The organism is Exiguobacterium sp. s80, assembly GCF_018618725.1.
GTDB classification, from domain to species: Bacteria; Bacillota; Bacilli; order Exiguobacteriales; family Exiguobacteriaceae; genus Exiguobacterium_A; species Exiguobacterium_A oxidotolerans.
The window spans coordinates 997538-1023887 of the sequence record NZ_JACSMP010000001.1 but is presented as its reverse complement, the minus strand read 5'-3'; the positions used below and the strand labels follow the sequence as shown (position 1 = coordinate 1023887).

Annotated in this window: 28 protein-coding genes; 19 read left to right on the top strand and 9 right to left on the bottom strand. The window is 43.6% G+C overall.

What is annotated here, in order from left to right:
* The first annotated feature begins 16 nt into the window (after positions 1–16).
* From dinG to nth, 7 genes are all read left to right on the top strand, one after another.
* On the top strand, positions 17–2830 hold the full coding sequence (gene dinG, locus KNP94_RS05435; RefSeq protein WP_215115406.1) for an ATP-dependent DNA helicase DinG: 2814 nt from the start codon (positions 17–19) through the stop codon (positions 2828–2830).
* A gap of 61 nt (positions 2831–2891) precedes the next feature.
* The gene (locus KNP94_RS05430; protein WP_012370646.1) at positions 2892–3062 is read left to right on the top strand and encodes a YpmA family protein; all 171 of its coding nucleotides are present in this window, start codon (positions 2892–2894) and stop codon (positions 3060–3062) included.
* The gene (locus tag KNP94_RS05425; protein ID WP_215115405.1) at positions 3059–3526 is read left to right on the top strand and encodes a hypothetical protein; all 468 of its coding nucleotides are present in this window, start codon (positions 3059–3061) and stop codon (positions 3524–3526) included. The genes KNP94_RS05430 and KNP94_RS05425 overlap by 4 nt, the downstream gene beginning before the upstream one ends.
* 14 nt (positions 3527–3540) lie before the next feature.
* A complete protein-coding gene (locus tag KNP94_RS05420; RefSeq protein ID WP_215115404.1) occupies positions 3541–4722 on the top strand; it encodes a pyridoxal phosphate-dependent aminotransferase in 1182 nt (393 codons plus the stop codon).
* Positions 4723–4751: 29 nt separating this feature from the next.
* Positions 4752–6041 carry an asparagine--tRNA ligase gene (gene asnS, locus KNP94_RS05415; protein WP_152638933.1) on the top strand — a complete coding sequence of 430 codons (1290 nt, stop codon included), beginning with the start codon at positions 4752–4754 and terminating at the stop codon, positions 6039–6041.
* A 71-nt stretch (positions 6042–6112) separates the two neighbouring features.
* Positions 6113–6691 carry a DnaD domain-containing protein gene (locus KNP94_RS05410; protein WP_029330601.1) on the top strand — a complete coding sequence of 193 codons (579 nt, stop codon included), beginning with the start codon at positions 6113–6115 and terminating at the stop codon, positions 6689–6691.
* A 3-nt stretch (positions 6692–6694) separates the two neighbouring features.
* Positions 6695–7357 (top strand): endonuclease III, encoded by a 663-nt coding sequence (nth, locus tag KNP94_RS05405; RefSeq protein ID WP_088837310.1) that lies wholly within the window; start codon positions 6695–6697, stop codon positions 7355–7357.
* Positions 7358–7485: 128 nt separating this feature from the next.
* Here the strand turns inward: nth and KNP94_RS05400 are convergent, their stop codons facing one another.
* Positions 7486–8376 (bottom strand): DUF3800 domain-containing protein, encoded by an 891-nt coding sequence (locus KNP94_RS05400; RefSeq protein WP_371816004.1) that lies wholly within the window; start codon positions 8374–8376, stop codon positions 7486–7488.
* 47 nt (positions 8377–8423) lie between these two features.
* A complete protein-coding gene (locus KNP94_RS05395; RefSeq protein WP_215115402.1) occupies positions 8424–9545 on the bottom strand; it encodes a site-specific integrase in 1122 nt (373 codons plus the stop codon).
* Between the two features lie 256 nt (positions 9546–9801).
* Between KNP94_RS05395 and KNP94_RS05390 the strand changes: the two genes are divergently transcribed.
* Together KNP94_RS05390 and KNP94_RS05385 are read left to right on the top strand one after the other, a co-directional pair.
* On the top strand, positions 9802–10185 hold the full coding sequence (locus KNP94_RS05390; protein ID WP_215115401.1) for a hypothetical protein: 384 nt from the start codon (positions 9802–9804) through the stop codon (positions 10183–10185).
* Entirely contained in the window at positions 10182–11444 is a 1263-nt protein-coding gene (locus KNP94_RS05385; RefSeq protein ID WP_215115400.1) for a hypothetical protein, read from the top strand. Before KNP94_RS05390 ends, KNP94_RS05385 begins: the two co-directional genes overlap by 4 nt.
* A gap of 141 nt (positions 11445–11585) precedes the next feature.
* Here the strand turns inward: KNP94_RS05385 and KNP94_RS05380 are convergent, their stop codons facing one another.
* The 3 genes from KNP94_RS05380 to KNP94_RS05370 all read right to left on the bottom strand — a co-directional run bounded on the left by KNP94_RS05380 (position 11586) and on the right by KNP94_RS05370 (position 14717).
* Positions 11586–12860, bottom strand: a complete 1275-nt coding sequence (locus KNP94_RS05380; protein WP_215115399.1) for an AlbA family DNA-binding domain-containing protein — start codon at positions 12858–12860, stop codon at positions 11586–11588.
* Positions 12861–12912: 52 nt separating this feature from the next.
* Positions 12913–13809, bottom strand: coding sequence for an excalibur calcium-binding domain-containing protein (locus tag KNP94_RS05375; RefSeq protein ID WP_215115398.1), 897 nt, complete (start codon positions 13807–13809; stop codon positions 12913–12915).
* Positions 13810–14318: 509 nt separating this feature from the next.
* Positions 14319–14717, bottom strand: coding sequence for a helix-turn-helix domain-containing protein (locus KNP94_RS05370; RefSeq protein WP_215115397.1), 399 nt, complete (start codon positions 14715–14717; stop codon positions 14319–14321).
* A 188-nt stretch (positions 14718–14905) separates the two neighbouring features.
* Here KNP94_RS05370 and KNP94_RS05365 point away from each other — a divergent pair, with 188 nt between their 5' ends.
* The 5 genes from KNP94_RS05365 (at position 14906) to KNP94_RS05345 (ending at position 16873) form a co-directional block, all read left to right on the top strand.
* Positions 14906–15142, top strand: a complete 237-nt coding sequence (locus tag KNP94_RS05365) for a helix-turn-helix domain-containing protein (protein WP_215115396.1) — start codon at positions 14906–14908, stop codon at positions 15140–15142.
* A gap of 48 nt (positions 15143–15190) precedes the next feature.
* On the top strand, positions 15191–15406 hold the full coding sequence (locus KNP94_RS05360) for a BRO-N domain-containing protein (protein WP_215115395.1): 216 nt from the start codon (positions 15191–15193) through the stop codon (positions 15404–15406).
* A 34-nt stretch (positions 15407–15440) separates the two neighbouring features.
* Positions 15441–15587: a hypothetical protein gene (locus KNP94_RS05355; RefSeq protein ID WP_215115461.1), complete on the top strand. Its 147-nt coding sequence runs from the start codon at positions 15441–15443 to the stop codon at positions 15585–15587.
* A gap of 75 nt (positions 15588–15662) precedes the next feature.
* Entirely contained in the window at positions 15663–16190 is a 528-nt protein-coding gene (locus tag KNP94_RS05350) for a phage holin family protein (RefSeq protein ID WP_371816003.1), read from the top strand.
* Positions 16190–16873, top strand: a complete 684-nt coding sequence (locus tag KNP94_RS05345) for a peptidoglycan-binding protein (RefSeq protein ID WP_215115393.1) — start codon at positions 16190–16192, stop codon at positions 16871–16873. The genes KNP94_RS05350 and KNP94_RS05345 overlap by 1 nt, the downstream gene beginning before the upstream one ends.
* A 29-nt stretch (positions 16874–16902) precedes the next feature.
* Here KNP94_RS05345 and KNP94_RS05340 read toward each other — a convergent pair whose 3' ends face one another.
* The 4 genes from KNP94_RS05340 to KNP94_RS05330 all read right to left on the bottom strand — a co-directional run bounded on the left by KNP94_RS05340 (position 16903) and on the right by KNP94_RS05330 (position 18862).
* Positions 16903–17676, bottom strand: a complete 774-nt coding sequence (locus KNP94_RS05340; RefSeq protein WP_215115392.1) for a hypothetical protein — start codon at positions 17674–17676, stop codon at positions 16903–16905.
* Positions 17677–17885: 209 nt separating this feature from the next.
* On the bottom strand, positions 17886–18092 hold the full coding sequence (locus tag KNP94_RS05335; protein WP_215115391.1) for a hypothetical protein: 207 nt from the start codon (positions 18090–18092) through the stop codon (positions 17886–17888).
* Positions 18093–18323: 231 nt separating this feature from the next.
* Complete coding sequence (locus KNP94_RS16055) at positions 18324–18449, bottom strand: hypothetical protein (RefSeq protein ID WP_256442567.1); 126 nt, start codon at positions 18447–18449, stop codon at positions 18324–18326.
* 119 nt (positions 18450–18568) lie between these two features.
* Positions 18569–18862: a DUF1798 family protein gene (locus tag KNP94_RS05330; RefSeq protein ID WP_029330594.1), complete on the bottom strand. Its 294-nt coding sequence runs from the start codon at positions 18860–18862 to the stop codon at positions 18569–18571.
* Positions 18863–18936: 74 nt separating this feature from the next.
* Here KNP94_RS05330 and recU point away from each other — a divergent pair, with 74 nt between their 5' ends.
* From recU to KNP94_RS05305, 5 genes are all read left to right on the top strand, one after another.
* Positions 18937–19551, top strand: a complete 615-nt coding sequence (gene recU, locus KNP94_RS05325; protein ID WP_029330591.1) for a Holliday junction resolvase RecU — start codon at positions 18937–18939, stop codon at positions 19549–19551.
* A gap of 32 nt (positions 19552–19583) precedes the next feature.
* Entirely contained in the window at positions 19584–22223 is a 2640-nt protein-coding gene (locus KNP94_RS05320; protein ID WP_215115390.1) for a transglycosylase domain-containing protein, read from the top strand.
* A gap of 106 nt (positions 22224–22329) precedes the next feature.
* The gene (locus tag KNP94_RS05315) at positions 22330–24594 is read left to right on the top strand and encodes a DEAD/DEAH box helicase (protein ID WP_088837306.1); all 2265 of its coding nucleotides are present in this window, start codon (positions 22330–22332) and stop codon (positions 24592–24594) included.
* The gene (locus tag KNP94_RS05310) at positions 24591–25790 is read left to right on the top strand and encodes a ribonuclease H-like domain-containing protein (protein WP_214807351.1); all 1200 of its coding nucleotides are present in this window, start codon (positions 24591–24593) and stop codon (positions 25788–25790) included. Before KNP94_RS05315 ends, KNP94_RS05310 begins: the two co-directional genes overlap by 4 nt.
* Positions 25787–26347 (top strand): SLOG family protein, encoded by a 561-nt coding sequence (locus tag KNP94_RS05305; protein ID WP_088837304.1) that lies wholly within the window; start codon positions 25787–25789, stop codon positions 26345–26347. The genes KNP94_RS05310 and KNP94_RS05305 overlap by 4 nt, the downstream gene beginning before the upstream one ends.
* Positions 26348–26350: the final 3 nt, after the last annotated feature.

The window sequence follows — 26350 nt, the reverse complement described above, 5'->3', positions numbered from 1 at the left end:
AAGGTGGAGATAAGTCGTGGAGAAGAAGTATGTGGTGATCGACCTAGAGACGACAGGTCATTCGATTAAAGCTGGAGATGAGATGATTGAAATCGGCGTAGCGGTCGTCGAACAAGGGCAAGTGACGGAACGTCTGTCGGCTTTCGTTCGACCGAAAAATCCGATTCCGCCGTTCATCTCGCAATTGACAGGAATATCCGATTTAGATGTAAGGGACGCAGACACATTTGATGTCATTGCACCGCGCGTCCTCTCGATGTTAGATGGCGGAGTGTTTGTCGCGCACAATGTCCAATTCGATTTAACATTTTTAAATGAAGCGCTTGAAGAAGAAGGCTACTTACCGTACACGGGTCCCGTCATCGATACGGTCGAACTGGCACGGATTCTATTACCGACGGCAGAGAGTCACTCCTTATCGCACCTGACGGAAAGTTTACAGTTGACGCATCAAGAAGCTCACCGGGCGGGCAGCGATGCAGAAGCGACGGCAGAATTATTACTCGAACTGTTAAGTCGACTTCGCGAGCTACCGCTCGATACATTAAAACAGTTGCGTCGCTTAGCCCCAAAATTATTCAGCGCGATGGAAGAAGAGATTGATTTTGCGATTCAAGCCGTCGGCATCGAGACAGACGATCGGTTCGATTCGTTCCGAAAGATTGCGCTGAAAAAACGTCTTGATCCGGAACTGATGCCGTACCGGTCGGAACTCCAGCCATTCGGACCGTTCGTTGATCACTTGAATCAAGAGATCTTTCCGAAGCTGTTCAGGGGCTATGAGCAACGAACCGGTCAACTTGAGATGATGCGCCATGTCTATCAATCACTTGATCAAGAAGTACCATTGCTCGTCGAAGCTGGGACGGGTACCGGAAAATCTCTTGGCTATCTTGTTCCGGCGACACATTATGCGATTGAACACGAGACGCCGATTATCGTCAGTACACATACGATTCAACTGCAAGAGCAACTGTTCGCCCGTGATTTACCGCTGTTGCGTCAACTGTTCGATGCCCCAGTCGACATTACATTGCTCAAAGGGCGGAACAATTATATTGATTTACGTAAATTCGAGTTTTTCCTGAATGAAACAGAAGAACCGTATAATTTTACGTTAGCGAAAGCAACATTGCTCGTTTGGTTGACTGAAACGACGACGGGAGACTTGGAAGAAGTCAGTCTTCCCGGTGGAGCAGCACAAGGGAACATCGCCATCAAACAGTTGATCCAGTCGGATAGCCAGTCGCAACTCGGGCGATTCGATCCGTGGTTTAGCCGTGACTTTTTCCAACATGCCGTCCGTAGAGCGAAGGACGCGACGATCATCGTCACGAACCACGCCTTATTGTTTAGTGATATTCAGTATGAGGCGGGTGTCTTACCGAAAGGCTGTCCGTTGATTTTAGATGAGGCCCATCAAATCGAGGAAGTCGCGAGCCACCATTTCGGACTCGTCTTCGACGGGCATTCATTCGACCGGATTTTTAGACAACTCGGATTCTCCGCGGATAAAAAATTGTTGACACGTCTCGTCAACCTCTCCGATCAGTTTGATTTGACGGAGATGGTCGAAGCACATAGTGAAGTGATTGATGAGACGATGACGGAGCTAATCGAAGAGGCAGATAACCTGTTGATGATCATCCAAGCCTATGGACTTGATCTCTCTTCCCGGAAAGAGCGACGGGAAGGACGTGTCACGGTCCGCTTCAAACGACTCGATCATTCGATGCGGGCCGTTCAGGAAAGTGCGAAACGGGTCGAATTGGTCTTACGTCGATTACGACAAGCGATTCGGGCGATTCATAAATTATTCCACGATCAACGCGAACACATGAGTTACCGGGAACGGTCCGTCGTCGCGGATCTCAAATCCGTGATTGGTCAAATCGAGGATGTCGAGAATGCGATTTTTGAGACGATGCTCGCGCCTCATGATGAAACAGTATCCTGGATTGAGACGACTGCAAAAAATCGGAAGTTGACACGGATTTATACGCAACCAATCGATATTTCAGAACGCTTATACCGGGATGTTTTCTCGAAACGGACGAGCATTTTGACATCCGCGACGTTGACGGTCTCGAATAAGTTTCAATTCATTGAAAAGCGGCTTGGTTTAAGCGAACTCGAGACACGGCGGTTCATTGTCCCGTCACCATTCGGGTACGCGGAAAAAGTCCGGCTGATGGTTCCGACGGACTTGCCGTTACTGCAGGACGTCCCACCTGCGAAATATGCCGAAACGATTGCGGAAGTAATCATCGAAATCGCTGAAGTGACGGAAGGGCGGATGCTCGTTTTGTTCACATCCAATGACATGTTGCGACAAACGCATGATGCGACGAAGCAGGCACTTCCGGCACGATTTACGTTGCTGTCGCAAGGAATCACACAAGGATCCCGGCAGCGCTTGATGAAACAGTTTAAGCAACTCGATGCCTGCATTCTTTTTGGGACTGCGAGTTTTTGGGAAGGGATCGATGTTCCGGGTGACGACTTAAGTTGTCTTGTCATCGTTCGTCTACCCTTCGCACCGCCTGACCAACCGATCGTTCAGGCACGATCGGAACAAATCGAACAACAAGGTAAATCTTCGTTTTTTGAATACAGCTTACCGCAAGCGATCATTCGTTTTAAACAAGGGTTCGGTCGTTTGATTCGAACGACGAATGACCGTGGTGTCGTGTTCGTGTTTGACCGTCGAATTGAGACGACACGTTACGGAAAACGTTTTGTTTCAAGTTTGCCAAATGTGCCTGTTTTATCAAAACCACTTCAAGAATTGACGGCAGAACTCGAATTGTTCTTGAATGATACGGATTGAGTCTATTAAAATAACCATTATCGCATTATAATAGGTTAAGAAAAATGAGGGAGGATATAAGATGGATTCGAAAATCGAGACACTCGCAACGGTCAAGGTCAATCGCCATGACGATACGTACAAAATCGTAGACTTATTGAATCGCACGTTAAAAACGGAGGACTTAATGTTTGGTTTAGCTCTAGATGAGAAAGACAAGGAGCAGATGGTCTTCACCATCTACCGCACATGAAGTGGAAAATCGCCATCGGTTTGATTTCGGTCGTTCTTTTGATTACGCTAATCGGTACAGGAATCTACCAGTTAACGGTTGGTGAAGCAAAGGGGCGAGAACAAGAAGTCGTCAAGCGGGCAGAAAAACGTTTAACACAAGAAATGGCCCCGGACGCCGTGACATTCGAAAATGTCTTTAACGGAAAAGACCAGTACACCGTCTTCTCGATTAAAAAAGAGGGAGAGGCGTTACGCGCTTTTGTCCCGTCAAAAGGTAAGATTGAGACACGCCCGGTTAAAGACGGCATTAAGGTGGATGAAGTCATTCGTCAAAGTGGAGATCAAGGAAAAATCGTTTCCACGAAATATGGTTTCGAAGATCGCGCCTTAATTGAGATCGTCGCGGAAACCGAGACGGGCTATGAATATTCGTACTATACGTATCAAGAGGGATCTTTCATCAAACGACTACGGATTAACTAAAAGGAGTGTGCGACATGTTATCAAAACGCGTACAACAATTGACGCCTTCTACAACGCTTGCCATCACGGCGAAAGCGAAGGAACTGCGGGCATCCGGTCAAGATATCATCGGTCTTGGGGCTGGTGAACCGGATTTCAACACGCCGGAGTTCATCATTCAAGCGGCGTTTGCGGCAGCAGAAGCAGGCGATACAAAGTATACGCCTTCAGGCGGAACGGTTGCGTTGAAAGACGCGATTATCGAGAAGACACGTCGCGATTTATGGGTATCGTATGATCGCTCGGAAGTCATGGTTGCGTCTGGTGCGAAACATGCTTTATCGACACTCTTCCAAGCCATTCTCGACCCGGAAGATGAAGTCATCGTTCCTGCTCCGTACTGGGTCAGCTACCCTGAGCAAATCAAGTTGAGTGACGGCGTACCGGTCGTTTTAGAGACGACGGAAGCGTCACGTTTCAAGGTGACACGTGAGTTGCTCGAGCAACACATCACACCGAAAACGAAAGCAATCGTCTTGAACTCACCTTCGAACCCGACAGGTATGGTCTACACGAAAGAAGAGTTAGAGATGGTAGCAGAGATGGCGATTCAACATGACATTCTCGTCATCAGCGATGAAATTTATGAGAAATTACTGTATAACGGTGTGACGCACTTATCGATTGCGACACTTCCAGGAATGCGGGAACGGACAATCATCATCAATGGTGTCTCGAAATCGCATGCGATGACGGGCTGGCGGATTGGTTATGCGATCGGACCGAAAGCAATCATCGGCGCAATGACAAACCTTGCGAGCCATTCGACGTCGAACCCGACGTCAATCGCGCAAGCTGCTTCTGTCGCGGCCTACGAAGAAGGGGATGCCCCGGTCGAAGCGATGCGTGTCGTGTTCGAAGAACGGCTCGAACAAATTTACGATCGGTTGATTCAGATTCCTGGTTTGACGTGCTTGAAGCCGGAAGGTGCCTTCTACTTGTTCCCACATGCCTTAGAGGCAGCGAAGATGTGTGGTTATGCAAACGTCGATGACTGGTGTACAGCTGTCTTGTCAGAAGCAAAAGTAGCCTTGATTCCAGGTTCAGGATTTGGTGCGCCGGAATATGTACGTCTATCGTACGCAACAGACCCGAAGCGTGTCCTAGAAGCGCTCGATCGGATTGAAGGATTTATCGCGGCTCGTACAGCCGTTTAACTTAGAGAGGATGTTGACTTTTGAAAGCAATGATTCGAGATGTAGCAAAACATGTGGGAGAGGAAATCACGATTGGCTGTTGGTTAGCGAACAAACGTTCAAGCGGTAAAATCGCCTTCCTTCAGTTACGTGACGGTTCCGGCTTTATGCAAGGTGTCGTCGTCAAAGAAACGGTCGGAGAAGACTTATTCAAAACAGCGAAAGGTCTAACGCAAGAATCATCACTTTGGGTGACGGGAGTCATCAAATCAGATGGTGAGCGGACAGCACTTGGTCATGAGATGGAGATCACGTCAATCGAAATCATCCATGAAGCAATCGACTACCCGATTACACCAAAAGCACATGGAACAGATTTCTTGATGGATAACCGTCACCTCTGGTTGCGGTCAAAACGCCAGCATGCCGTCATGGTCGTTCGAAATGAATTGATCCGTGCGACATATGAGTTCTTTAACCAAGAAGGGTTCATCAAAGTCGACCCACCAATCTTGACGGGCAGTGCACCGGAAGGAACAACCGAATTGTTCCAGACGAAATACTTCGACGAAGATGCATACTTGTCACAATCGGGTCAACTCTACATGGAAGCGGCAGCGATGGCGCTCGGGAAAGTCTTTTCATTCGGTCCGACATTCCGTGCTGAAAAATCAAAAACACGTCGCCACTTGATTGAGTTTTGGATGATGGAGCCGGAGATGGCGTTCTACGACCACGAGATGAACCTCGAAGTCCAAGAAAACTATGTCTCGCATCTCGTTCAGTCCGCCTTGAAGAACTGTAAAGCGGAACTCGAGTTGCTCGGGCGTGACTTGACGGTTCTTGAAACGATTCAAGCACCATTCCCACGCGTCCGGTATACGGAAGCAATCGATATGTTGAAAGAGCAAGGATTCGATGACATCGAATTCGGAGATGATTTTGGTGCACCACATGAAACAGCAATCGCAAATAGTTTTGCCCGCCCGGTCTTCATCACGCACTGGCCGAAAGCCATCAAACCGTTCTACATGAAAGAAGATCCGGAAAACCCGGGATTCGTTCTGTGTGACGACTTGATTGCACCGGAAGGATACGGCGAAATCGTCGGTGGTTCGCAACGTGAAGAAGATTACGACAAACTGCTTGCTGATATGAAAGAACATAACTTGGATGAGACAGGCGCCTATAAATGGTATCTTGAAACACGCAAGTATGGTTCAGTACCGCACAGTGGCTTTGGTTTAGGACTTGAACGGACTGTCGCTTGGATCACGGGCGTCGAGCACGTTCGGGAGACGATTCCATTCCCACGTCTACTCAACCGGTTGTATCCGTAATTTAGACTGAAATCGACCCATCGTTTAGACGGGTCGATTTCTTGCTTAGACTAAAGAATCGAGGAAGTGTCATGAATCATAATTTAATCCAACTTTTCGAAGAAGGGACCGTCGTGCTTCCGAAACGATTGTTCACGGAAGCGAAGCGGCTTGGAATCAGCTTCGTCGAGTTTACGTTAATCGGTCAACTGTTCGCTTGCCGTGCGGAAGGGATGGAGATGCCTTCACCGGAAGAATTGAGCAATCGTCTCGGGCTGTCCGAGACGGAAACGATTGAGACGACGCTCGGTTTGTTACAGAAGGGGTTGCTGGCGATGGAAAACGTCGCCGGATCGGAACGCTATTCGTTAGTTCCACTCTATGAAAAATTAATGGCACCACCGGAACAAGAGGCGCCGAATTTCGATACGATCAATCCATCGGTCTTCCAACAATTTGAGCGGGAACTCGGAATGATGTCGCCGTTTCAAATGGAACAAATCATTCAGTGGCTGACGATTGAAAACATCGCGGAAGAGCTAGTCCTTGCTGCGCTTCGCGAAGCCGTCTACCATAACGTCCGGAAGATGACCTATATCAATCAAATTTTGCGGACGTGGGAACGCGAGGGTATTAAAACACTCGAAGATCTTGCGACGAGAGGAGGGTGAATCATGTTACGAGTAGCTGAAATCGACCGGATTGAATTGACCCTCGAAGAGATGTTTCCGGACGCTTTTTGTGAACTGATTCATAAAAATCCGTTTGAACTCGTCGTCGCCGTCGCCTTGAGTGCGCAAGCGACGGACGTGCTCGTCAATCAAGTCACGCCGGGATTGTTTGCCGCGTATCCGACGCCAAGCGACCTAGCCACTGCACCGGTCGCTGCCATCGAAGAGAAAATCAAACGACTCGGTCTCTATCGCAATAAAGCGAAAAATATCAAAGCACTCGCGGAACGCCTCATCACGTTGCATGAAGGCGAAGTACCAACGGACCGCGCCGGACTCGAAGCGTTACCCGGCGTCGGGCGAAAAACAGCGAACGTCGTGTTATCGGTTGCATTCGATGTCCCGGCATTCGCAGTCGATACGCATGTCGAACGGGTCTCGAAACGCCTCGGTATCTGTCGCTGGAAAGATAATGTCACACAAGTCGAAGCGACGTTGATGAAACGATTCAAGCGGGAACGCTGGTCGAAGCTTCATCATCAATTCATTTTTTTCGGACGGTATCACTGCAAGGCGCAACGTCCGCACTGCCTTGAATGCCCATTACTCGACATGTGTCGGGAAGGAAAAAAACGGACGAAAGGGACAATCATCCCTGTCGATTAACGAAGAATTATTTAAATGATGCTTGAAAGCAAAAAAAGGATAGCGCGTTTCCGGAAGAAACCCCGGAAGCGTGCTATCCTTTATTCGTGTGAAATAAAATGTCTCTTGTCCATCATACGCGCGTATGTTTAACCATTCCAAGGCGTATCGGACCATTCCCGACGCTTTTTCGTGATCGGAACTTTTTTGAATCCCCAGTTTCGGAAATCTTGATCGGGACTATCGCGACGAATGTAAATTTTTTCTTTGATTGCTTTAAAGATTCGGTTTTCGTCCCCGTAATGGACAAACCGTGGTTTCACCTCAATCACGCCACGACGTACGCGTGAAAGGGGAAGACAGACGAGGTCAGCAATCTCAAGACCGGATTGGTAGAGGTCGCTATCCTTTTCAGCAAAGATGAAGCCTTTAATTTTTTGACGACTTTTTTCGACGTCAAGGTGGACCGTCCCCGAGTTAAAGATATCGAAGAACGCTTTTTGAATTAATAAGTTTTGATAATCATCACGACTTTCGAGGACGACACGAGCACTCGTCGCTTCCGTCTCCTCTAAAAAAGCGTAAAAAGATTTCATCAAGTGGGCAAAGGCGACGACGTAAGGATCTTTTGGTGTCGAATAAAAATCTTGCAGCTTCTGTTTATCGACTTCGACACTGACAATCGTACAGTCGATATCGACTAGGAAGTCAGGTAATGCGACCCAAAAATGACGTAACATATCAATCGTGATCCCGTCTTCTTTGCCGTAAGGATGCTCCGCCTTTAAAATTTCTTTTAAATGGAGTGGAATGTGTGGATCTTCAAACACACTCGACTTAAATTCCATCAAGCGTTTCCGTAAAGGGCTCGGTTCACCCGTTTCGTCCGAATCGATGGCATATTTGTATTCCATCAAGACACCTGTCAAATTAAATTGCGTATTCCCTTTAGGTGTCCCCGTCTCATCGACGAACATGACGTATTTTTTCGCCGTGGTGTTTGTAGCCCTAGGAAATCCTTTGACATCAACGTTTTTCACGTTTTTTGGTTCTCTTTTGTTCAACAGAATCTCCTCCAATTGCACATTTATTGCACACTTTTATTGAAAACGAGCACATCGGCTGCCTCTTTATGCAACTTTACACTGACATGGCTATATAAATCCATGGTTATTGCATAACTTGCATGACCTAATCTTTCCTGGACGACTTTCGGATGCACCCCTTGTTCGAGCAACAGGGTGGCATGCGTATGACGTAGATCGTGAATCCGGATTCGTGGTACGCCGGCGAGCTCCGACAGCCAGTTGAACGCCCGGTGTGTGATGCTGGTCCCTAAAGGTCTTCCCATCGTATTCAAGCAGACGTAGTCACTATCATTCCGATATCCATGGCTTAGCTGATGAGCAGATTGTAGCCGTTTCATGCTCTTGAGGTAATCGATAGCGGTCTCGTTCAACACGATGAGGCGAGAACGGCCGTTTTTAGGAGCTTTCTCGTTTTCGAAGGCCGAGCGGTTATGGTCCGCAATGGAGCGCTTGACGAGGATCGTCTGTTGCTCAAAATCGATGTCAGACCAACGTAAGGTAATGACTTCACCGATGCGCATCCCGGTATGCAAGATCAGGATGATGGGAAGGGCACGCAGTTCCTTCTCATGCGTCTGGATGAATAGTTCACATTCTTGTTTCGACCAGACCTGATGGTTCTTGACAGCCCGACGTCGGTCCTGAGCAAGTCCGTTACTCGGATCTTCCCGAAGGTACTCCATTTCGACCGCATAACGGAAGAAGGCACGAACTTGCTGCATCATCGTGTTATAACTGTTTGCACTCCATTCCCGTAGCTCAGCATGCTTCGTCAAGACATCCGATAGATGATGCGTCCGGACGTTCTCGAGCTTCATTTTCCCCAGTTCGATTTCTAACAGTGACGATATTTTTCGGCGGTTGTAAAGCGTCGCTTTCGCGAGCTGCGGAGCACGACGTTCATAATAGACCGCAATCAGATCTGCTACCGTCATCTGAGACTTTTGCCGCTTGATGGACCCGTCCTCGCGTTCCTTGAGTAAGTTGGCCATCCAATACTCCAATTCCCGTTTCGTATCCGCTCGTTTATACTTCTGGATCCGTTTGCCTCGTTCATCGAATCCAAGACTGATCCTGGCTTCCCATTTCCCCGTAGTGGCATTCTTTTTTATATTCGTCATCTCAATTGCTCCTTCCTCCAAAAATAAAAGGAATCGTTTCATCAATCTTATCAAAACTTTAAGTGTATAGGTTACGATCTTTTATTTTATAGATGTAAGGTGATTAATAAACTTTGTATAATATATGTAAAACAAGAGCGCTTGTTTGTGTTTTATATATAAATATGTAAAAAAAAGTATTTTTCTCGGATTTCTATTAACTTTTTGTCATCATAAGCCGATGGGGGATTGATATGTAAAAAAGGTGGGGAATAATATGAAATATATAAACGAAGAGTCAATGCCCGAAAAATGTCCTCCAGCGACTGCTAAAAGTGAAGATGTTGAGAATGTATTTAGATTTTTAGAAGAAGCAGATCCTCAAGAATTAGACTTTGATAACCACTTAAAAAGAAATTTATTTTATACAAAAGACCGATTATGTGAAGCGATAGCTTTATCATTTTTCACTACTGACAAAAAAGTAGCGGAAATGAGAATTAGGTTTCCAGAAAAATTCGAATCTGCGACAATATTAAAAGGAAATATACGCGAAAATGCGGGAGTACATAAAACTAAAAGGCAACATTTAAATTTATGGGTATTCCATGGAGTAAAAATGTTTGAAGAATTTACAAGAAAAGAGGAAGTGGGGAGATGATAAAAAACTATAGAGAATTTAAAGACTTAAATCCTATAATAATTTTCGAGTATTATGATTTTCCAATGTTTTATGTGGCAGAGTCTTCTAAAAGTGAATTGTATATGCATCACTATGTAAATGAAGTTAAGAATGGTGTAGATAAGTGGTTGGTAGCAAGAATCACGAAAAAAGAATATCGAAAATTAGTTAATCAACAAACGGGAGTTTTAGAGTTTTTAAATAAGCTTAGAACTAACGAACGACTATATCATCTATGCTTTGATATACACGAAGAAAATTTAGAAAAAGAATTGATTGCAGAATTGATTACAAAAGAGAATTTTAAGCCAAAATCTTTTCCAAGTGAAAATTATTTTGTAGATTATGATTACCTTGAGGATCAACCAATCGAAAAAATAACCGAAAAAGTGACTAATTTAAAATCTTTTAAATTAGTTTTAAAAGATCGCACAAACAAACACGACATTGAACTAAGTTATTTTAATAACGTAATGGGGAAATTTCAAAGTTCTTTAGATAGCTTAGCAACGCATAATATCAGTAAGTTGATTGATCAAAAAAATGAACAATCGATTCATCTAAACTTACTTGCACTCGAAGCTTCTTCGTTTGGAGTTACTATGATGATTGATCCCAACAACATAGACATCTTCAATACTTCTGAGGAAGCGGTTCTTGATTTTATGCATTTAATTGATGACGTATCGAATGGAACGACCCAGGATATTAATGATCAAATATACATTGACGAGTCATACTCTGTTGAGACGGTAAAGCACGTTAAGACATTTTTAAAAACGATATCGGATAAAAAGTACTCATTTATAGTCGAAGCTAAAGATGAGCAGAACGAAGTCTTCAAAAACGTTTCGTTTAGAGAAGATGCATATCAAAATATTGAGATTTTGGATAAGATTTTGGAAGAACAAAGTAGCGAAATGACTGAAACGTTTACTATTAGTGGAAATTTAACGATGGTAAGCATGCAACGGAACCGCTTTAGAATTGAAGACGTTAAGTCTGATGACAAAGAAATTATAGTAGAACCTACTATTACAGGTAAGATCTCCAAAGAAGTCATAAAAAGAATAAATGATAATAACTTGAAGTTTTATGTTCCAAGTAAAATTTCAGCAACAATTGAAAGAAGGACGATTACTGATTATGTAAAGGATGAACACTCAAATAAAAATACATTAATTAAATACGAACAGCCTGAAGAAAGTTCTCAAGATATTCCTATGTTGAAACAATAAGTGAAAATTAGTTGGGGCTTGGTAGAACAGGGTGTGGTCCCTTTTCAACCAAGCTTTTTTATACAATTTTTTAGAAAAAAAAGCACCAGCGAGGGTGCTTGAATGATTTTATCTAAAAACGCGTTTACACCATCGAGGTGTTTAAATTCTTCCGGATAAAAGCTTTTCTTGTTCCTCTTTAAAGACTCCATTAAAAATTTCAGTATTCGTATCTAAATTAAATATTTCGAAAAAATCATTAGAGGCCTTAATTGCCAACTCTGAACTCTCTGTAATCAACTGTTCGATACTCATATCTTTTTTAATTTCGATTTTATCTTCAAGTTTGGAAACATATTGAGTATATAGAGCTCTTGCATCGTAGAAAAACAATTGACGATCTTTAATATCGAATGCTTCGATATTTACAGTAATATGACTTCCCATATCTTCTTGAGCAAACATCCGAGAAGCAAATTCAAATATCTCAGTGAATAATAGAAGGGTGCTTATTATTTCTAAGCCCTTTCCATTGACTTTAGATTGATAGTAATCCTCCATTGATTCTTCGTACATTGCTTTATAATACACGAATTGCCCGCTCTTAAAAAATCTGAAAAATTCATTATAATGCATAAATTTCTCTGACGTTTGTACAAATCTATTTCCATTTTCAAGAGTCGAAATATGTGGAAAGTCCCATCCTCTAAGACTTAACTTATTTTTATACAGTCGATTTGCACATTCAGATAAAGTATTTATTCTATTTTCTTTATAGTGTGTTGGTTTAATTGTGATTTTCCAGTAACCAGCTTTCTGAATAATGCTGAATATTTCGTTGTTCTCGATTCCATCTAACTCAGCTTCATACTTACTTGAAGAGTTATCATCAGTTATTTGTAATCCACTATCTCGTACTCTTGTATAGAATTCCTTTATTCCTTTATTTATTGCTGTATTAATTAATTCTCTCATTTCAGACTGAGATCTAATGATTGCAGACTCTGGTTTTGACTTAGAACGAGAAAAAATAGCGCCCTCGGTCAAGTTTTCATCACCATTTTTCTTACAAATAATCGGTATTTCTTCGAATTCTGGTATTCTGAATAACCAAAAATTTGTTCCTTTCTCTTCAACGGGATGCATTTGAAATGATATAGGAGGGTCTGCAAACTTATTTACTTGTACTACAACATCATCATAGTTAATTTTTTTATAGTGTTCTAAGTCCATTCCGCAGAGTTTTTCTTCTTGTAGTGTTTTATTGTCATCAATGCCTAGAACTAAATAGCCGCCGTCTTTTGTATTACTCATAGAAAGAATGCATTTTACAATCTTTGCTTTGTGTTTAGGGTCTGCCCAATCATAGCTTTTTTTAAATTCAATATTTCTTGTTTCTCCTCCAACGTTTAATAGCTCTAGTATTGTCTCGTACAAGTTTAGTTCCCTCCATTTTGTGAATCATCATTGGCTTGCTGGTAACAAATTCTTAGCTTTGTTCACACGCAAAAGCATCGTTATCCCGGTCCATCTTATCTTGATAAGCGGGATGAGTACTCGGAACACCATCGGGATAAACGGTTCTGAGATCTGTACAATTCGCAAAATCTGTCTCGACAGCTTCTGCAGCAGCGGCTTCTTCTTCTTGTGCAATACGTTCTTCTTCCGCTTTCTTGTCTGCTTCTTTTTGTGCAGCAAGTTCAGCGGCTCTTTTCTCCTCTGCCTTTTTCGCCGCGGCTTGTTTGGCAGCTTCCTTTTCTTCGGCTTTCTTTTGAGCAGCTAGTTCTTCTTTGCGTTCACGTTCTTTTTCTGCTTTTTCTTTTTCAGCAGCTTCTTGTTGGGCCTTTTCGTCATCAGCTATTTCTTTATCTTCAGTGTCTTCTGCTTTTATTGTATTGATTTGCTCTGTTTTCACTGGCTGAGCTTTATCGTCATCGCCATCAACCATTCCAGATAGTAATGAGAAGTAGACGAGGGAAGCAAGAAGCATCTTCCAAACGGTGCCGCTTCGATAGCCCGGGATTTTTCTATACCATGGACGGACAAGCAACAAGATCTTCTTGCGACGTTCGATTAGCTTCGCAACCTCTTTACCTTCGTCATCGCCGATAAAAATAGTCAGGATAACAGTCTTTTTATGCCGATAGGTACGATCATTTTTACGATCACTTTTAAATAATTCATCGGGAATCTGATTCCAATGATAGTAAACTAAAAGTTCAACGGATTGTTGATGACGAACGTAAAAATAAAGCCCTTCTTTTTCAGTGGCAACAACGTAGAAGGGTTCACTATATGTAGCAGATTTTGCTTTACCTAACGTTACGAATCCATTTGGATGAAGTCGATCGAGTTCATTTAGTGGGAACGGACGACTTGTAGACATAATTTTTCCTCCCTTAATATACATTCCCCTTCATTTTACCAATTTTAAGATGCATGAAAGTCTTTCCTTTTAAGAAAAAGGGAAGGTTTGACAACAACCGTCCGACAGGTTTCGACAATTCTAATCTAAGTAAATAAAAAAGTGTTCGACAAAAATCTGTATCAGTCACGTTTCACTATTTTGAAAAACAGATTTATAAATAAATTGCAAATGTCATAAAATGTCGAATCGTTGAGATTGTAAAGAACAGGGTGATACTTGAAAATAAGGCTTGCATAAGGCATACTGAAAAAATAACATACAGAACGCTAGTTCGCATTTGGAGGGTTCATTTTGCGTATGAAGTCAACGCTCAATTTAAAATCAAACGAATCAATGTTATTAAAAGAGCGACAAGTGACTGTAAGGAAAGATGGACTAACTATTCGAATGGTCTTCACACTGGATGAAGTATTCGATAGAGATAAATGGGAGACAATAAAAATTGAGTATGAAAAAGGCGACTGAAATCATTCAGCCGCCTTTTTGCTTCTTTCGATTTGGAATTCGATAAACGCATAAATTTCTTCTATCTGTTTGCGAGACAGACTTTCTAGCTCTTCATCGGTAAGTTTAAGCAGTTTTCTGACACGATCATCTGCTTCATAATGAACATCTGATTCTTTCATGATAGGATCAGCAGAAGCATTTCGTTTCGAAGTCAAACCAAGTAGATAGTCTGCACTACAACCAAATAGCAATGAGAGTTTAGCTATCGAAGATGCATTAGGTCCCATTGATCCATCTGCATACCTTGTGATTGTAGATTTACTAACTCCGATTTTATCTGCAATCGTAGCTTTAGATAGACCGCTTCTCTTCATTTCTTCTTCAAATCTATCTGTAAATGTTGTTGAAGAATTTTTCATTTATACATCACCGCCATTTAGTAAATTAAATAATACGACTTCACAAATAGTATAACCGACATATCAACTATTGTTGCATATATGCAATGCAAAAAAGGAAAATGTGAAAACTTATAGTTGCGTTTAAGCAACATATAGCTTATATTTGGTTTTAGGGTAGCAAATACGCAACAGAAAGGAGGGATAGTATGAACGATGCCTTTCTTGCTCTTATTGAGTTTAGAAGAAAGAAAAGCAAACTCACTCGTAGTGATGTAGCCAAAGAATTAGAAGTTAATACCTTAACTTACTATAGAAAAGAATCAGGTAAAACAGAATTCACGGCTACAGAAATTTTTAGAGTAATTAATCTTTTAGGAATGGAAAAAGATGTGGAGCAACAAATTTTTTTGAATGAAGGTTGCGTAAAAGCAACTAAAAAATAATATTTTTTGATTTACTGTTTTTTATACCCGAAATTAGGAGGAAAAATTATGAATCAACTCACAAAAATTTTTGAAGGTAACGAAATTCGAATGATTCAGAAGAACAAGATTCCATTATTCGTCGCCTCTGATGTCGCAAAAGTACTCGGATACAAAGAACCTCATAAGGCAGTCAGTCGTCACTGCAAGGGTGGGATGAAACATCCCGTCCTTACAAATGGTGGTACACAAGACATGATCGTCATTCTGACTATGCCGTTTTGACATAGATTAATTGAAACCAAAAGGAGAGAGGATAATGAGCCTTATGTATAACTTTGCTTTAAAAATGTGGAAAGAACGTCGTGTTGATGAAGCCTATATCCAGTATCAAGTCGAAGTGAAGCGGTTGACACAAGAAGAAGTGGATGCAATCTTAGCAACCCCGCAAAACCCGATTATTTAATTAAATGTTCACTATTTGGAAACGTCAGAAATGAAGACGTTTTTTTATTTTTCAAAATTGTACAGAAGAAAGCGAGTGGTTGAATTGAAGACTCATTATCTATTCGAAGGGGCAATTGCTGTTATTGGAACAGTCATAACAGCATTGATGGGAGGGTGGGATACTGCGCTGAAGATTTTAGTGGTTCTTATGGTAGTCGATTACATGAGCGGCTTCTTGGCAGCTTATAAGTTGAAGAAAGTTAATTTCGATGTCATGTTTTGGGGCGGCGTCCGAAAGGGCGTCGTTTTTATTGTGGTCATCATTGCGGTGCTGGTCGACGAACTGGTCAATAACGGATTACCGATCATGCGGACGCTTGTCCTCTATTACTACATCGCACGAGAAGCATTGTCCGTCACCGAAAACTTTGCACTGCTTGGTGTCCCGTTGCCGCAACAGCTTATCGATGTATTGACGCAGCTCCAAGAAGAGAAACAACCGCGCACGATTGATTCAATCATCGAGAATGCAGCAGCGGAAGAAGAACAAGTTACGCCGATTTCGAGTGAAGTAAGTATTGCAGAAGTAAAGTCTGATGAAAAACAAAAGGAGGCAAAATAATGTATTACGATAAACGAAACCGCGCAACTTTAAGTGAACTGGCTCCCAACACAAAACGATTCGCACTCAAATGGTACGAGTATCTCGTTAAGAACGGGATTGAAGTACTGGTGTACGATGCACGTCGCACGGTAGCGGAACAAAAAGCCAACGTAGCGTCTGGTGCATCACAGACGATGTACTCGTATCATATCGTTGGCCAGGCACTTGATTTCGTACCGGTCAAGGACGGCAAAGCATTGTGGGGTGGTTACAATGCCGCGAATATCCAAAAAGCGATCAAGGAAGCACAGCGTCTCGGATTCACATGGGGAGGGGACTGGGACTCGGACGGTAGCCAACGTGATGAAACATTTATCGATTCGCCGCACCTTCAGTACGAATACAAAGGGTATGGCACGGATAAAGTACTCGGATCCGCACCAGCTTCAAAACCTGCAGCTAAACCGAAGCAGGCGCAAGGTGACGGGAAAGCAATCGTCCCATATCCGGGTAACCCACTGTACAAAGGGGCAAAAGGCATGATTAAAAAGGACATCGAGCGTATCCAGCGGGCTGTTGGAGCTTCCGTAACTGGAAAGTACGACATGGCCACTGAAAAAGCTGTTGTGGCGTACCAGAAACGTAAGAAACTCGATGCAGACGGCGTTGTCGGACTAGCTACCTGGAATATTTTGTTTTGATTAAAGCCTACCTTAGTGGGTAGGCTTTTTTATTTTGAAAGTTCAATGTATTTGAAATCAGTCCATGTATTAAAAATTGATTCGTTGTAAGAGATTTGTTTATTGCTCAGGACCATCAAGTACCGATCAGTATGTTCAGTTTCAATTTGATCCTTGTAATGTATTGTAAGTATTACCTTGTATTTATGAAATGTGACTGGTGGATTTAAATATTCTTTTAAATAAATATTGTTAAGGATAATAAAAAATTTAGGCATATAAATTTTGCTACTTTTATCATTTTGTATTAATGGGAAAAATTGAGTGCAAGATTCAACTTTAACATTTTGTGTTTCATTTCTCTGATTATAACCTGGGAAAATTGTAGTAACATTAAATTCAAAATAATCTTCATCTTGTGTAGAACTACCATCAGGACGTTCTAACTTAACCCGCTCTGATTCATAATTTTCCTGAAATGCGTATATCCCCCGTTGTAACTTGAATGAGCACCTTACATCAAAAGCATGTGTATTTCCAGTATTAATTAACGGTACATAAAAACGACTCATTTCGTTATCTTCTTCAAATTTTCGTATCTCTCTATCTTCATTTGTTTGCCAGTCAGTAAAAAAACTTGAAATTTCTGTAGAAATCACGTGGTTTAAGGGCACTAACCGTGGTCTATCGATACGTCTCTTTTCCTCAATTTGATTATTTAACTGTATGTTACTGATTTTTGCCGATTTTCTAGCAGAAAGTGCTGCCAATAACGTACCGAATGCAGCTAATAACTCTAAAAACCCTTTGAACCACTCATTCATTTAATACACCCCTTAAATTTTCAATCTACTTACAAAAGTAAAGAAAAAACTGGGGAAATACAACTTTTTTAATGTGGGTAAATATGGATAATTAATGATATAATTTAGATTTCCCATAAGGGAATCTGGGGGAGATCTAGCGGTCCTACGATTGAAGTTGAATCGGGCGAACGCGAAAGGGGATCTTCCCCTTTCCCGTTGTATGGTGGTTAATCCAGATTAAGCACTAATTGTTCATATATTGGAACGGATGCTTCTTTAGTACGGGACAATACGACATTTATTTTGGTCATGCATTCCGTGCGCAGCAATAAGTCAACTTGGTTTCCGGTCGTCAATTGTTCCATCACCCGTTTGATCTCGAACATGTCCCCAGTGATTGCTAATTGATTATCTCCCATTAATAATATTTTCATCACTTGCCAACCTCCCGTTCCCACGACGAGCAGCTGCACATTCACTAATTTATGAGTATTTACCACGTATAATTCACTTAGAAACGCAATGAGGTGTGCAATTTTAAATTGCACACCTCATTTCACACTATGATGAATTTCTTCGATTACACACTCAATTTCACCTTAAAGATATATCAGAAAACGATAGGACAACACCATCAAAAACCAAAGGCATCACGTATCTTCCTATTATATAGTAGGAGTGTGACGAATCACCGTCTCATCGACGAACATGACGTATTTTTTCGCAGTGTTGTTCGACGCTCTAGGAATCATTTTTGATTCATGGCGCGAATTCGATTTAGGTGTTGCCAATCAGATTCCTCCTCGCGCGGTTCTACAGGACCAGTTGTAACTGTCTCCCACACTATACTGTGTACGACAAGTATACCAAGATTTCCTGCTAAAAAAAGTAAAACCTGAAGTGAGAGAAATCACTGCATCAGTTGATCGATATAGCGAACAGACTTAATCGTTTCATTGAAACGTTTTAAACTTGTTTTTGGTTGGAACGCCTGGACTGATAGTTGTTTCAGTTGATCGACGGCACTTTCGACCATCGCCGGGCGTAAATAAGGGCTGTTCTGCGCGTTGCGTTGCCAGTCAGCGATGAGCACGTCTGCTTGTTCGACGAACGGAATGACATCTTCGTTGAAGTCATATTCTGTTCCGGCGCGTCCTGCTTGATAAATTTTTTCGATTTCTTGAAGTAACGGTTCAATTGTCATTTGTTTTTAACTACTCCTCTCGGCCGATACGATACAATCACATATCATGGTACAATAAACGCGATAGGAGGGGAATCGTTTTGAATTATCCGAACGGTAAAAAATTTCAAAAGCCTCTCGAACCTCATGGAACGACGATGAAAAACCCACGGGCGAATGCATCGACATTTTCTAATCGGGGGATGAAGCTTGAAAAATTGATTAATGAAAGCAATACGTTTTACTTGACGCATAATCGGGCAATTATTCACAAGAAGCCAACCCCCCTTCAAATCGTTCAAGTCGATTACCCGAAACGTTCTGCGGCTGTCGTGAAAGAAGCCTATTTCAAACAACCGTCGACGACCGATTATAATGGTGTCTATCGGGGGAAATATATTGATTTTGAAGCGAAGGAAACGAATCATAAAACCTCTTTTCCACTCAAGAACTTCCACCCCCACCAAATCGAACACATGCGACAATGCGTAGCACATGGAGGAATTTGTTTTGTCATCATTCGATTCAGTATGTATAATGTGCAATATGTGCTTTCAGTCGAGCACGTGTTCCCTTGGTGGGAGCAATTGGAAACGGGTCGTAAATCAATTCCGCTCGACCAAATCGAGCAACATGGTATAAAAATCAAGACAGGTGCGTTCCCTGCGATTGATTATCTCGAAGCAGTGGACGAATTATATTTCACTTGAGAAACTTACGGATTGAAGGAGAAGGATAGCATATGGAAAGAAGTCGTGTCGCACGTCGTGAAGAAACGAAGACGTCAACTAAAAAATCGAATCGGACGAAACGTCCGAAAAAAAAGAAGTCCGGTGGTTCAGGTGGATCTGGAAAAGGTCCACTTTTTAAAAAGCTATTAATGATTGCAACCGGCTTATTCATCATCATGATGCTTGTCGGAGGTGGGTTTGCTGCGTATGCGATTGCCACTGCTCCGGAACTCGATGAGACGAAACTACGGGATGCGCTCCCGCTGAAAATTTATGCGAGCAACAAAGAGGAAATCAAACAGGGTGGAACGAGTCGCGAGTACGTCTCGATTAAAGAAGTTCCTGAAGTCGTCAAAGACGCCTTCATCGCGATTGAAGATCGACGTTTTTACCAACACAAAGGGATTGACTTCCGTCGTCTCGGTGGAGCGATCATCGCGAACATCACCGATGGATTCGGCTCGGAAGGGGCATCAACAATCACGCAACAGGTCATCAAACAATCGTTTTTAAGTTCTGAAAAAACAATCACACGGAAAGTACAAGAACAGTGGTTAGCGATTCGTCTAGAACAAGACTACACGAAAGATCAAATTTTAGAAATGTACTTGAATAAAAACTACTATGGTCAGAATTCGTTCGGAATTCAGACGGCTTCAAAAGCCTATTTCAATAAGACAGTCGATAAATTAGATTATGCAGAAGCAGCGATGCTTGCCGGATTGCCACAGCGTCCGACAGCATATGACCCGATTAAAGGGGATCCGAAGTTAACGAAGGGGCGTCAAACACAAGTATTAGATGCGATGTTGACGACAGGCGTCATCACGCAAAAACAACGTGACCAAGGAGTCGATCAACCGATTTCTAAATTGATTGATCCCGCTCCAAAATCGACGACAGATGCTTCGTACGATAGCGTCATCTTTGATATGGTCTCAAAAGAATTAGAAGATGTCTTTGGTCTTGAAGGAAAAGACATCTATGGCCAAGGACTCAAAATTTATACATCGATTGATAAACCGATGCATGATTATATGAATGAAGCCATTAAAGAAGACAAAGTCGTACAATTACCAGATTATGCCGAAGCTGCGGCCTCTGCCGTCAACACAAAAACGGGTGAAGTCTTAGCCGTCGTCGATGGAAAAAATCCAGGGGAAGACACGGCACGCCGTAACTACGCGAATGAACCGCACCAACCGGGTTCTTCTGCGAAACCCTTCTTCGCGTATGGTCCAGCGATTGAAAATGAAAAATGGTCGACAGCAAAACAAATCACGGACCAAGAAACGAAGATTAACGGCAAGACGATTCAAAACTATTACGACGGTTACAAAGGAACAAACACGATTCGAAACTGGTTGAAGATTTCAGCCAATACGCCGGCAATCCAAACGTTCCAAGAGATTGGTGGCGATGCGGTCGAATCGTTTGCTGCTAAATCTGGTTTGGCATTAGAAAAAGATGAATCAATTTCTCCAGCGTACGCAATCGGTGGGATGAAACACGGATTCAACACGACTGAGATGGCGGGCGCTTATGCGACACTCGGAAACGGTGGCGATTATGTGGAGCCACACATCATCAAGTCAATTGAGTACAGTGATGGATCAAAAATCAAATCACCAATCAAATCGAAAAAAGCGATGGAAGACTATACAGCCTATATGTTGACGGACATGCTTCGTGATGTTCTGAAGCCGGGCGGTACGTTCCCGACGGCTGGACTTTCATTTGATGCAGCAGGAAAAACCGGAACGACGAATGCCTATAAGGATGTTTGGTTCGTTGGTTATACTTCTGATGTCTCCATTAGTGTTTGGACAGGAACGACGACATCTGGAAATAATAACGGGATCGGCCTCGAAGGGCAAACCGAGAGTAGAATGGCACAAAACCTATGGAAAGATTTTGTGACCAAAACACGTGACCGGACACCAGCGCCGTTCGAACAACCAAGCTCGGTCCTCAGTATCGGTGACGAACTGTATGTGAAAGGAACGAAGGAGCCGGTCGTCGAAAAAAAGGCCGTACCAGCTCCGACTGGATTGCAAGCTTCTTACGATGAAGAAGCGCAGTCAGGTGAGCTGACTTGGAATTACAACGATTCAGCGTTGCGGACGAACGGATACGATAGCGTAACATTTGAAGTATCGATGAAAGATCCGGATGGCAATACATCGGTTCTTGGGACGAGTTCGACGAATCGAATTGGTATCAATGGTCTAAAACCAGGACGAACAGAGTTCACACTCGTCGCGAAAGCATCAGGAGAAGAGTCAGGTCCTGTTGCGACGTCAGTCACAGTCGCTGAACCAGAGACTGAGGAACCAGTGACGGATGAACCGACGACGGATGAACCGGCAACAGATGAACCGGCAACAGATGAACCGGCAACGGATGAACCGACGACAGACGAACCGACGACCGATGAACCGGCAACGGACGAACCGACGACCGATGAACCGGCAACGGACGAACCGGCAACGGATGAACCAGCGACGGATGAACCGGCAACGGACGAACCGGCAACGGATGAGTCAGTCTCTACACAATCAACGGATGAAAAAGCAAAAGAAAATGATAAGAAAAAACAATCCGATAAAGAAAAGACGGACAAAAAAGAGGATTCCCAAAGCACGGAATAAGAAACAGAGGAATGAATTGAAGGTCAAGACTGAAGTGGCGAACCTGTCGCTACAGTCTTACCTCTTTTTTTTTGTATAATGAGTGAAGAAGGAAGGAAGTGAGTCGATGGAACCGAGACAATCACTCGTTACCTATTTAGAGGAATTAAAAGCTGATCGCGCCTTTATGGAGCGCGTCACATATATGAAGACGATGGAAGCTACAGCAGGACGGTACTCACCTTTTCCGGAACAGATGCCAAAACGATTACAACAAGCCATCAAAGCACGTGGCATCGATGCCTTATACCGGCATCAAGCATTAGCATTTGATCAAGTCATGGCAGGGAAATCGACGGTCATCGTCACGCCGACGGCTTCCGGGAAAACATATTGCTTTAATTTACCGATTCTCTCGCATCTACTGGAGCATCCGAACGACCGGGCACTGTATCTCTATCCGACGAAAGCTCTCGCACAAGATCAAAACAGTGAACTGCTCGAGTTGATTGATGAGCTCGAAGCACCGATTCGTTGTTTTACGTATGACGGAGATACGTCACCGACGATTCGGACGAAAGTCCGCAAAGCGGGGAACATTGTCATTACAAATCCAGATATGCTTCACTCGGGCATTTTGCCGCATCATACGAAGTGGATTGAACTGTTCGAAAACCTGAAGTATATCGTCATCGATGAGTTGCATACGTACCGTGGCGTCTTCGGGAGTCACGTCGCGAATGTCATCCGACGGTTACGCCGGATTTGTCACTATTACGGGAGTGACCCTGTCTTCATCATGACGAGCGCGACGATTGCCAACCCACAAGAACTGGCGGAACGGCTGATTGAGAAGCAGGTCAGTCTGATCGATGACAACGGTGCTCCGACCGGGCGAAAACATTTCATCGTCTATCAACCACCAATCGTCAATGCCCAACTCGGAATTCGACGTTCGGCGACACTCGAAACCAAACAACTGGCATCCCGATTCATCAAAAAGAAGTTTCAGACGATCGTCTTTGCCCGTTCACGTGTCCGCGTCGAGGTGTTGCTGACGTATCTACGCAGTTTGGTTCGCCATGAACTCGGTCCGAAATCGATTGAAGGATACCGTGGTGGTTATTTACCGACGGAGCGACGTGATATCGAACGGCGTCTAAGAAAAGGTGAAATCACCGGCATCGTCTCGACGAATGCGTTAGAACTGGGCGTCGATATCGGTCAATTGCAAGTCTGTATCATGAATGGTTATCCGGGAACGATTGCTTCGCTTTGGCAACAGGCCGGGCGTGCCGGAAGACGGCAAGATGATGCTTTAATCATCCTCGTCGCCTCGTCCGGGATGCTCGATCAATACGTGGCAGAACGACCGGAGTTATTTTTAAATCAATCACCAGAGGCGGCACGACTCGATCCCGATAATTTAATCATCGCCGTCGACCATATAAAATGTGCCGCATTCGAACTTCCGTTTCGGCAAAGTGAAAGATTCGGCACACTCGAGACGGAAGATATTCTCGAGTATTTAGTTGAAGAACGTGTCCTGCATCAGCGGGGAGAGCGTTTCTATTGGATGAATGATGCGTTTCCGGCACATGAGATCTCGTTACGCTCAAGTGATCAAGAAAACGTCGTCATCGTCGATCAGACGGAAGTCCCGAATCGGGTCATCGGTGAGATGGATACATTTAGTGCAATGACGTTACTTCACGATGAAGCGATTTACTTGCATGGGGCGGATCAATATCAAGTCGAGACACTCGATTTTGAGGAGAAAAAAGCGTTCGTCCGTGCCGTTGATGTCGATTATTATACCGATGCTAATTTTTCAGTCGATTTGTCTGTCCTTGAAGAAGATGAAAGCTATTCGAATGATCTGTTTAGTGTGGCCCGTGGTGATGTCAGTGTTCGTGGGATGGCGACGATGTTCAAAAAAATTAAGTTCGGTACCCACGAAAACATCGGGTCTGGTCCGATTCATTTACCTGAACGGGAAATCCATACGACAGGCGTCTGGTTTACGTTGCCTGCTACATCTGCTTCCAGTACGGAGCTCGAACAAGTACTGGAAGGGGTCGCGAACAGCCTACGGCGTGTGGCACCTCTTTATTTAATGTGTGACGCGAGTGATGTTTTCGTCGTGCCGCAAGTCAAGGCGACACACACGCAGAAACCGACCATCTATTTGTATGACCGGTATCCTGGAGGGGTCGGCTTAGCTTCTTCAATCTATAAACAACGGAGCATCATGTTACGGGCAGCACGCGACTCGATTGAGACATGTCCCTGCCTTGACGGTTGCCCGGCCTGTATCGGCATGGTCGGTCTCGCAGACGAAAAGGAGCGGACGATTCAGATGTTGACTGAGATGGAAAGGGAGTTAACATGAAAAATAAATTAAGACGAATGTTAAAACCGACGAATCAGGAGAGTGGACAACGGCAAACGATAGAAAAGACTTCGACGCACGTCGTCGATCCGAAGATTGCGAATGAACAAGCCGCCTGGGTGGAGAAGGGGGCGGAAATTTTAACGTTCGAAGATGAGTGGATCGTTCGAATCGATCAGCGCTATCCACTGACAGAAAGCCATGGACACCGGACGTTTGGTGCCGGGTACGAATCACTCCAACTACCGCATCCACCACTCGCGCTCGATGTCCCGCTCGAACAGATCATCTTTTTCGATACGGAAACGACCGGTTTACGTGGAACGGGGACAACGATTTTTTTGATGGGGTTCGCCCGTTTTGAACAAGGCGAGCTATTGATGCGGCAATACTTCCTGCCGCATCCGCACTATGAAGCAGCTTTTTATCATCACTTTTTGACTGATATCGGAGAAGACGTCCGATTCGTCACCTATAACGGAAAAAGCTTTGATTGGCCGCAAATCAAGACGCGACATGTCTTCGTCCGTGAACGTGTACCGCGTCTGCCGAAAGTCGGTCACCTGGATTTACTCCATGTCTGTCGGCGGATTTTTAAAGGGTTATCCGATTCGTACCGTCTGACAGCGATGGAAGAGCAAATCGGATTTGAACGAGCGGGTGATTTGCCAGGATTTTTAGCCCCGATGCATTACTTTCAATACGTCGAACATCAAAATCCGTCCATCATGGATGGCGTCCTTGAACATCACCTGCATGACTGTCTGACACTTGTCAGTCTGTACGATGAATGCAATCATCTCGTGACCCATCGAAAAGAGGTATCACCTCGAATTGGGGAAAACATTGCCGTCTGGTTAGCCGATTTAGGCATCAATGAGCAATCGGTCGAGCATTTTCATCAGGCAAACGATCTATCGGCAGAAGGTTGGTTACGGCAAGGACTTCTGCACAAAAAAATGAAACGGCATCAGGAAGCAGTCAACTGCTTTGAAAAGAGTGAGACATTCCGCGGATACATCGAGTTGGCGAAATGGGCGGAGCACATTGCAAAAGAGCCACAGCTTGCTTATGATTATACTGAGCAAGCAAAACAACTGTTAGAAGGACAGGTGTTACTAACAACACGGCGGGAACGTTTGACCGCTGAACTTACACATCGGAGCAATCGGTTACAAAGGAAGTGTCAAGAATGAAAGTCGTTGCCATCACGGGTTATAAGCCAACTGAACTAGGAATTTTTGATCAAAAACATCCTGGTATTCCGGTTATCAAAGCGGCGTACCGCGAACGCTTGATTCGACTCATTGAAGACATGGGGACGACATGGTTCGTAACAAGCGCGACTCCAGGCTGTGAACTGTGGGCCTGTGAAGTCATCTTAGAACTAAAAGCAGACTATCCGGACATTCGTCTCGGGATTTTATTGCCCTTTTTAGAGCAAGAGGCTAAATGGAAGGAACCTGTACAAGCTCAGTATTTAGCGGTACTGAACCAGGCGGACTTCGTCGATGCAATCAGCCAAAAGCCTTATGAGAATCCGAGTCAGCTTCGTAACAAAACGGAATTCATGATTGAAAAAAGCCAAGGTCTGTTATCCGTTTTTGATGAAGAACACGGTGGCTCAGCGAAGTATCTTGTCGAGCGTGCTAGAATAGAGATGGAACGGACCGATTATCAACTGTTCTTAATCACACAAGATGATTTATCGATGATGGAACAGGAACTGAACTATAATGATCAGTGGGAGTGAAGA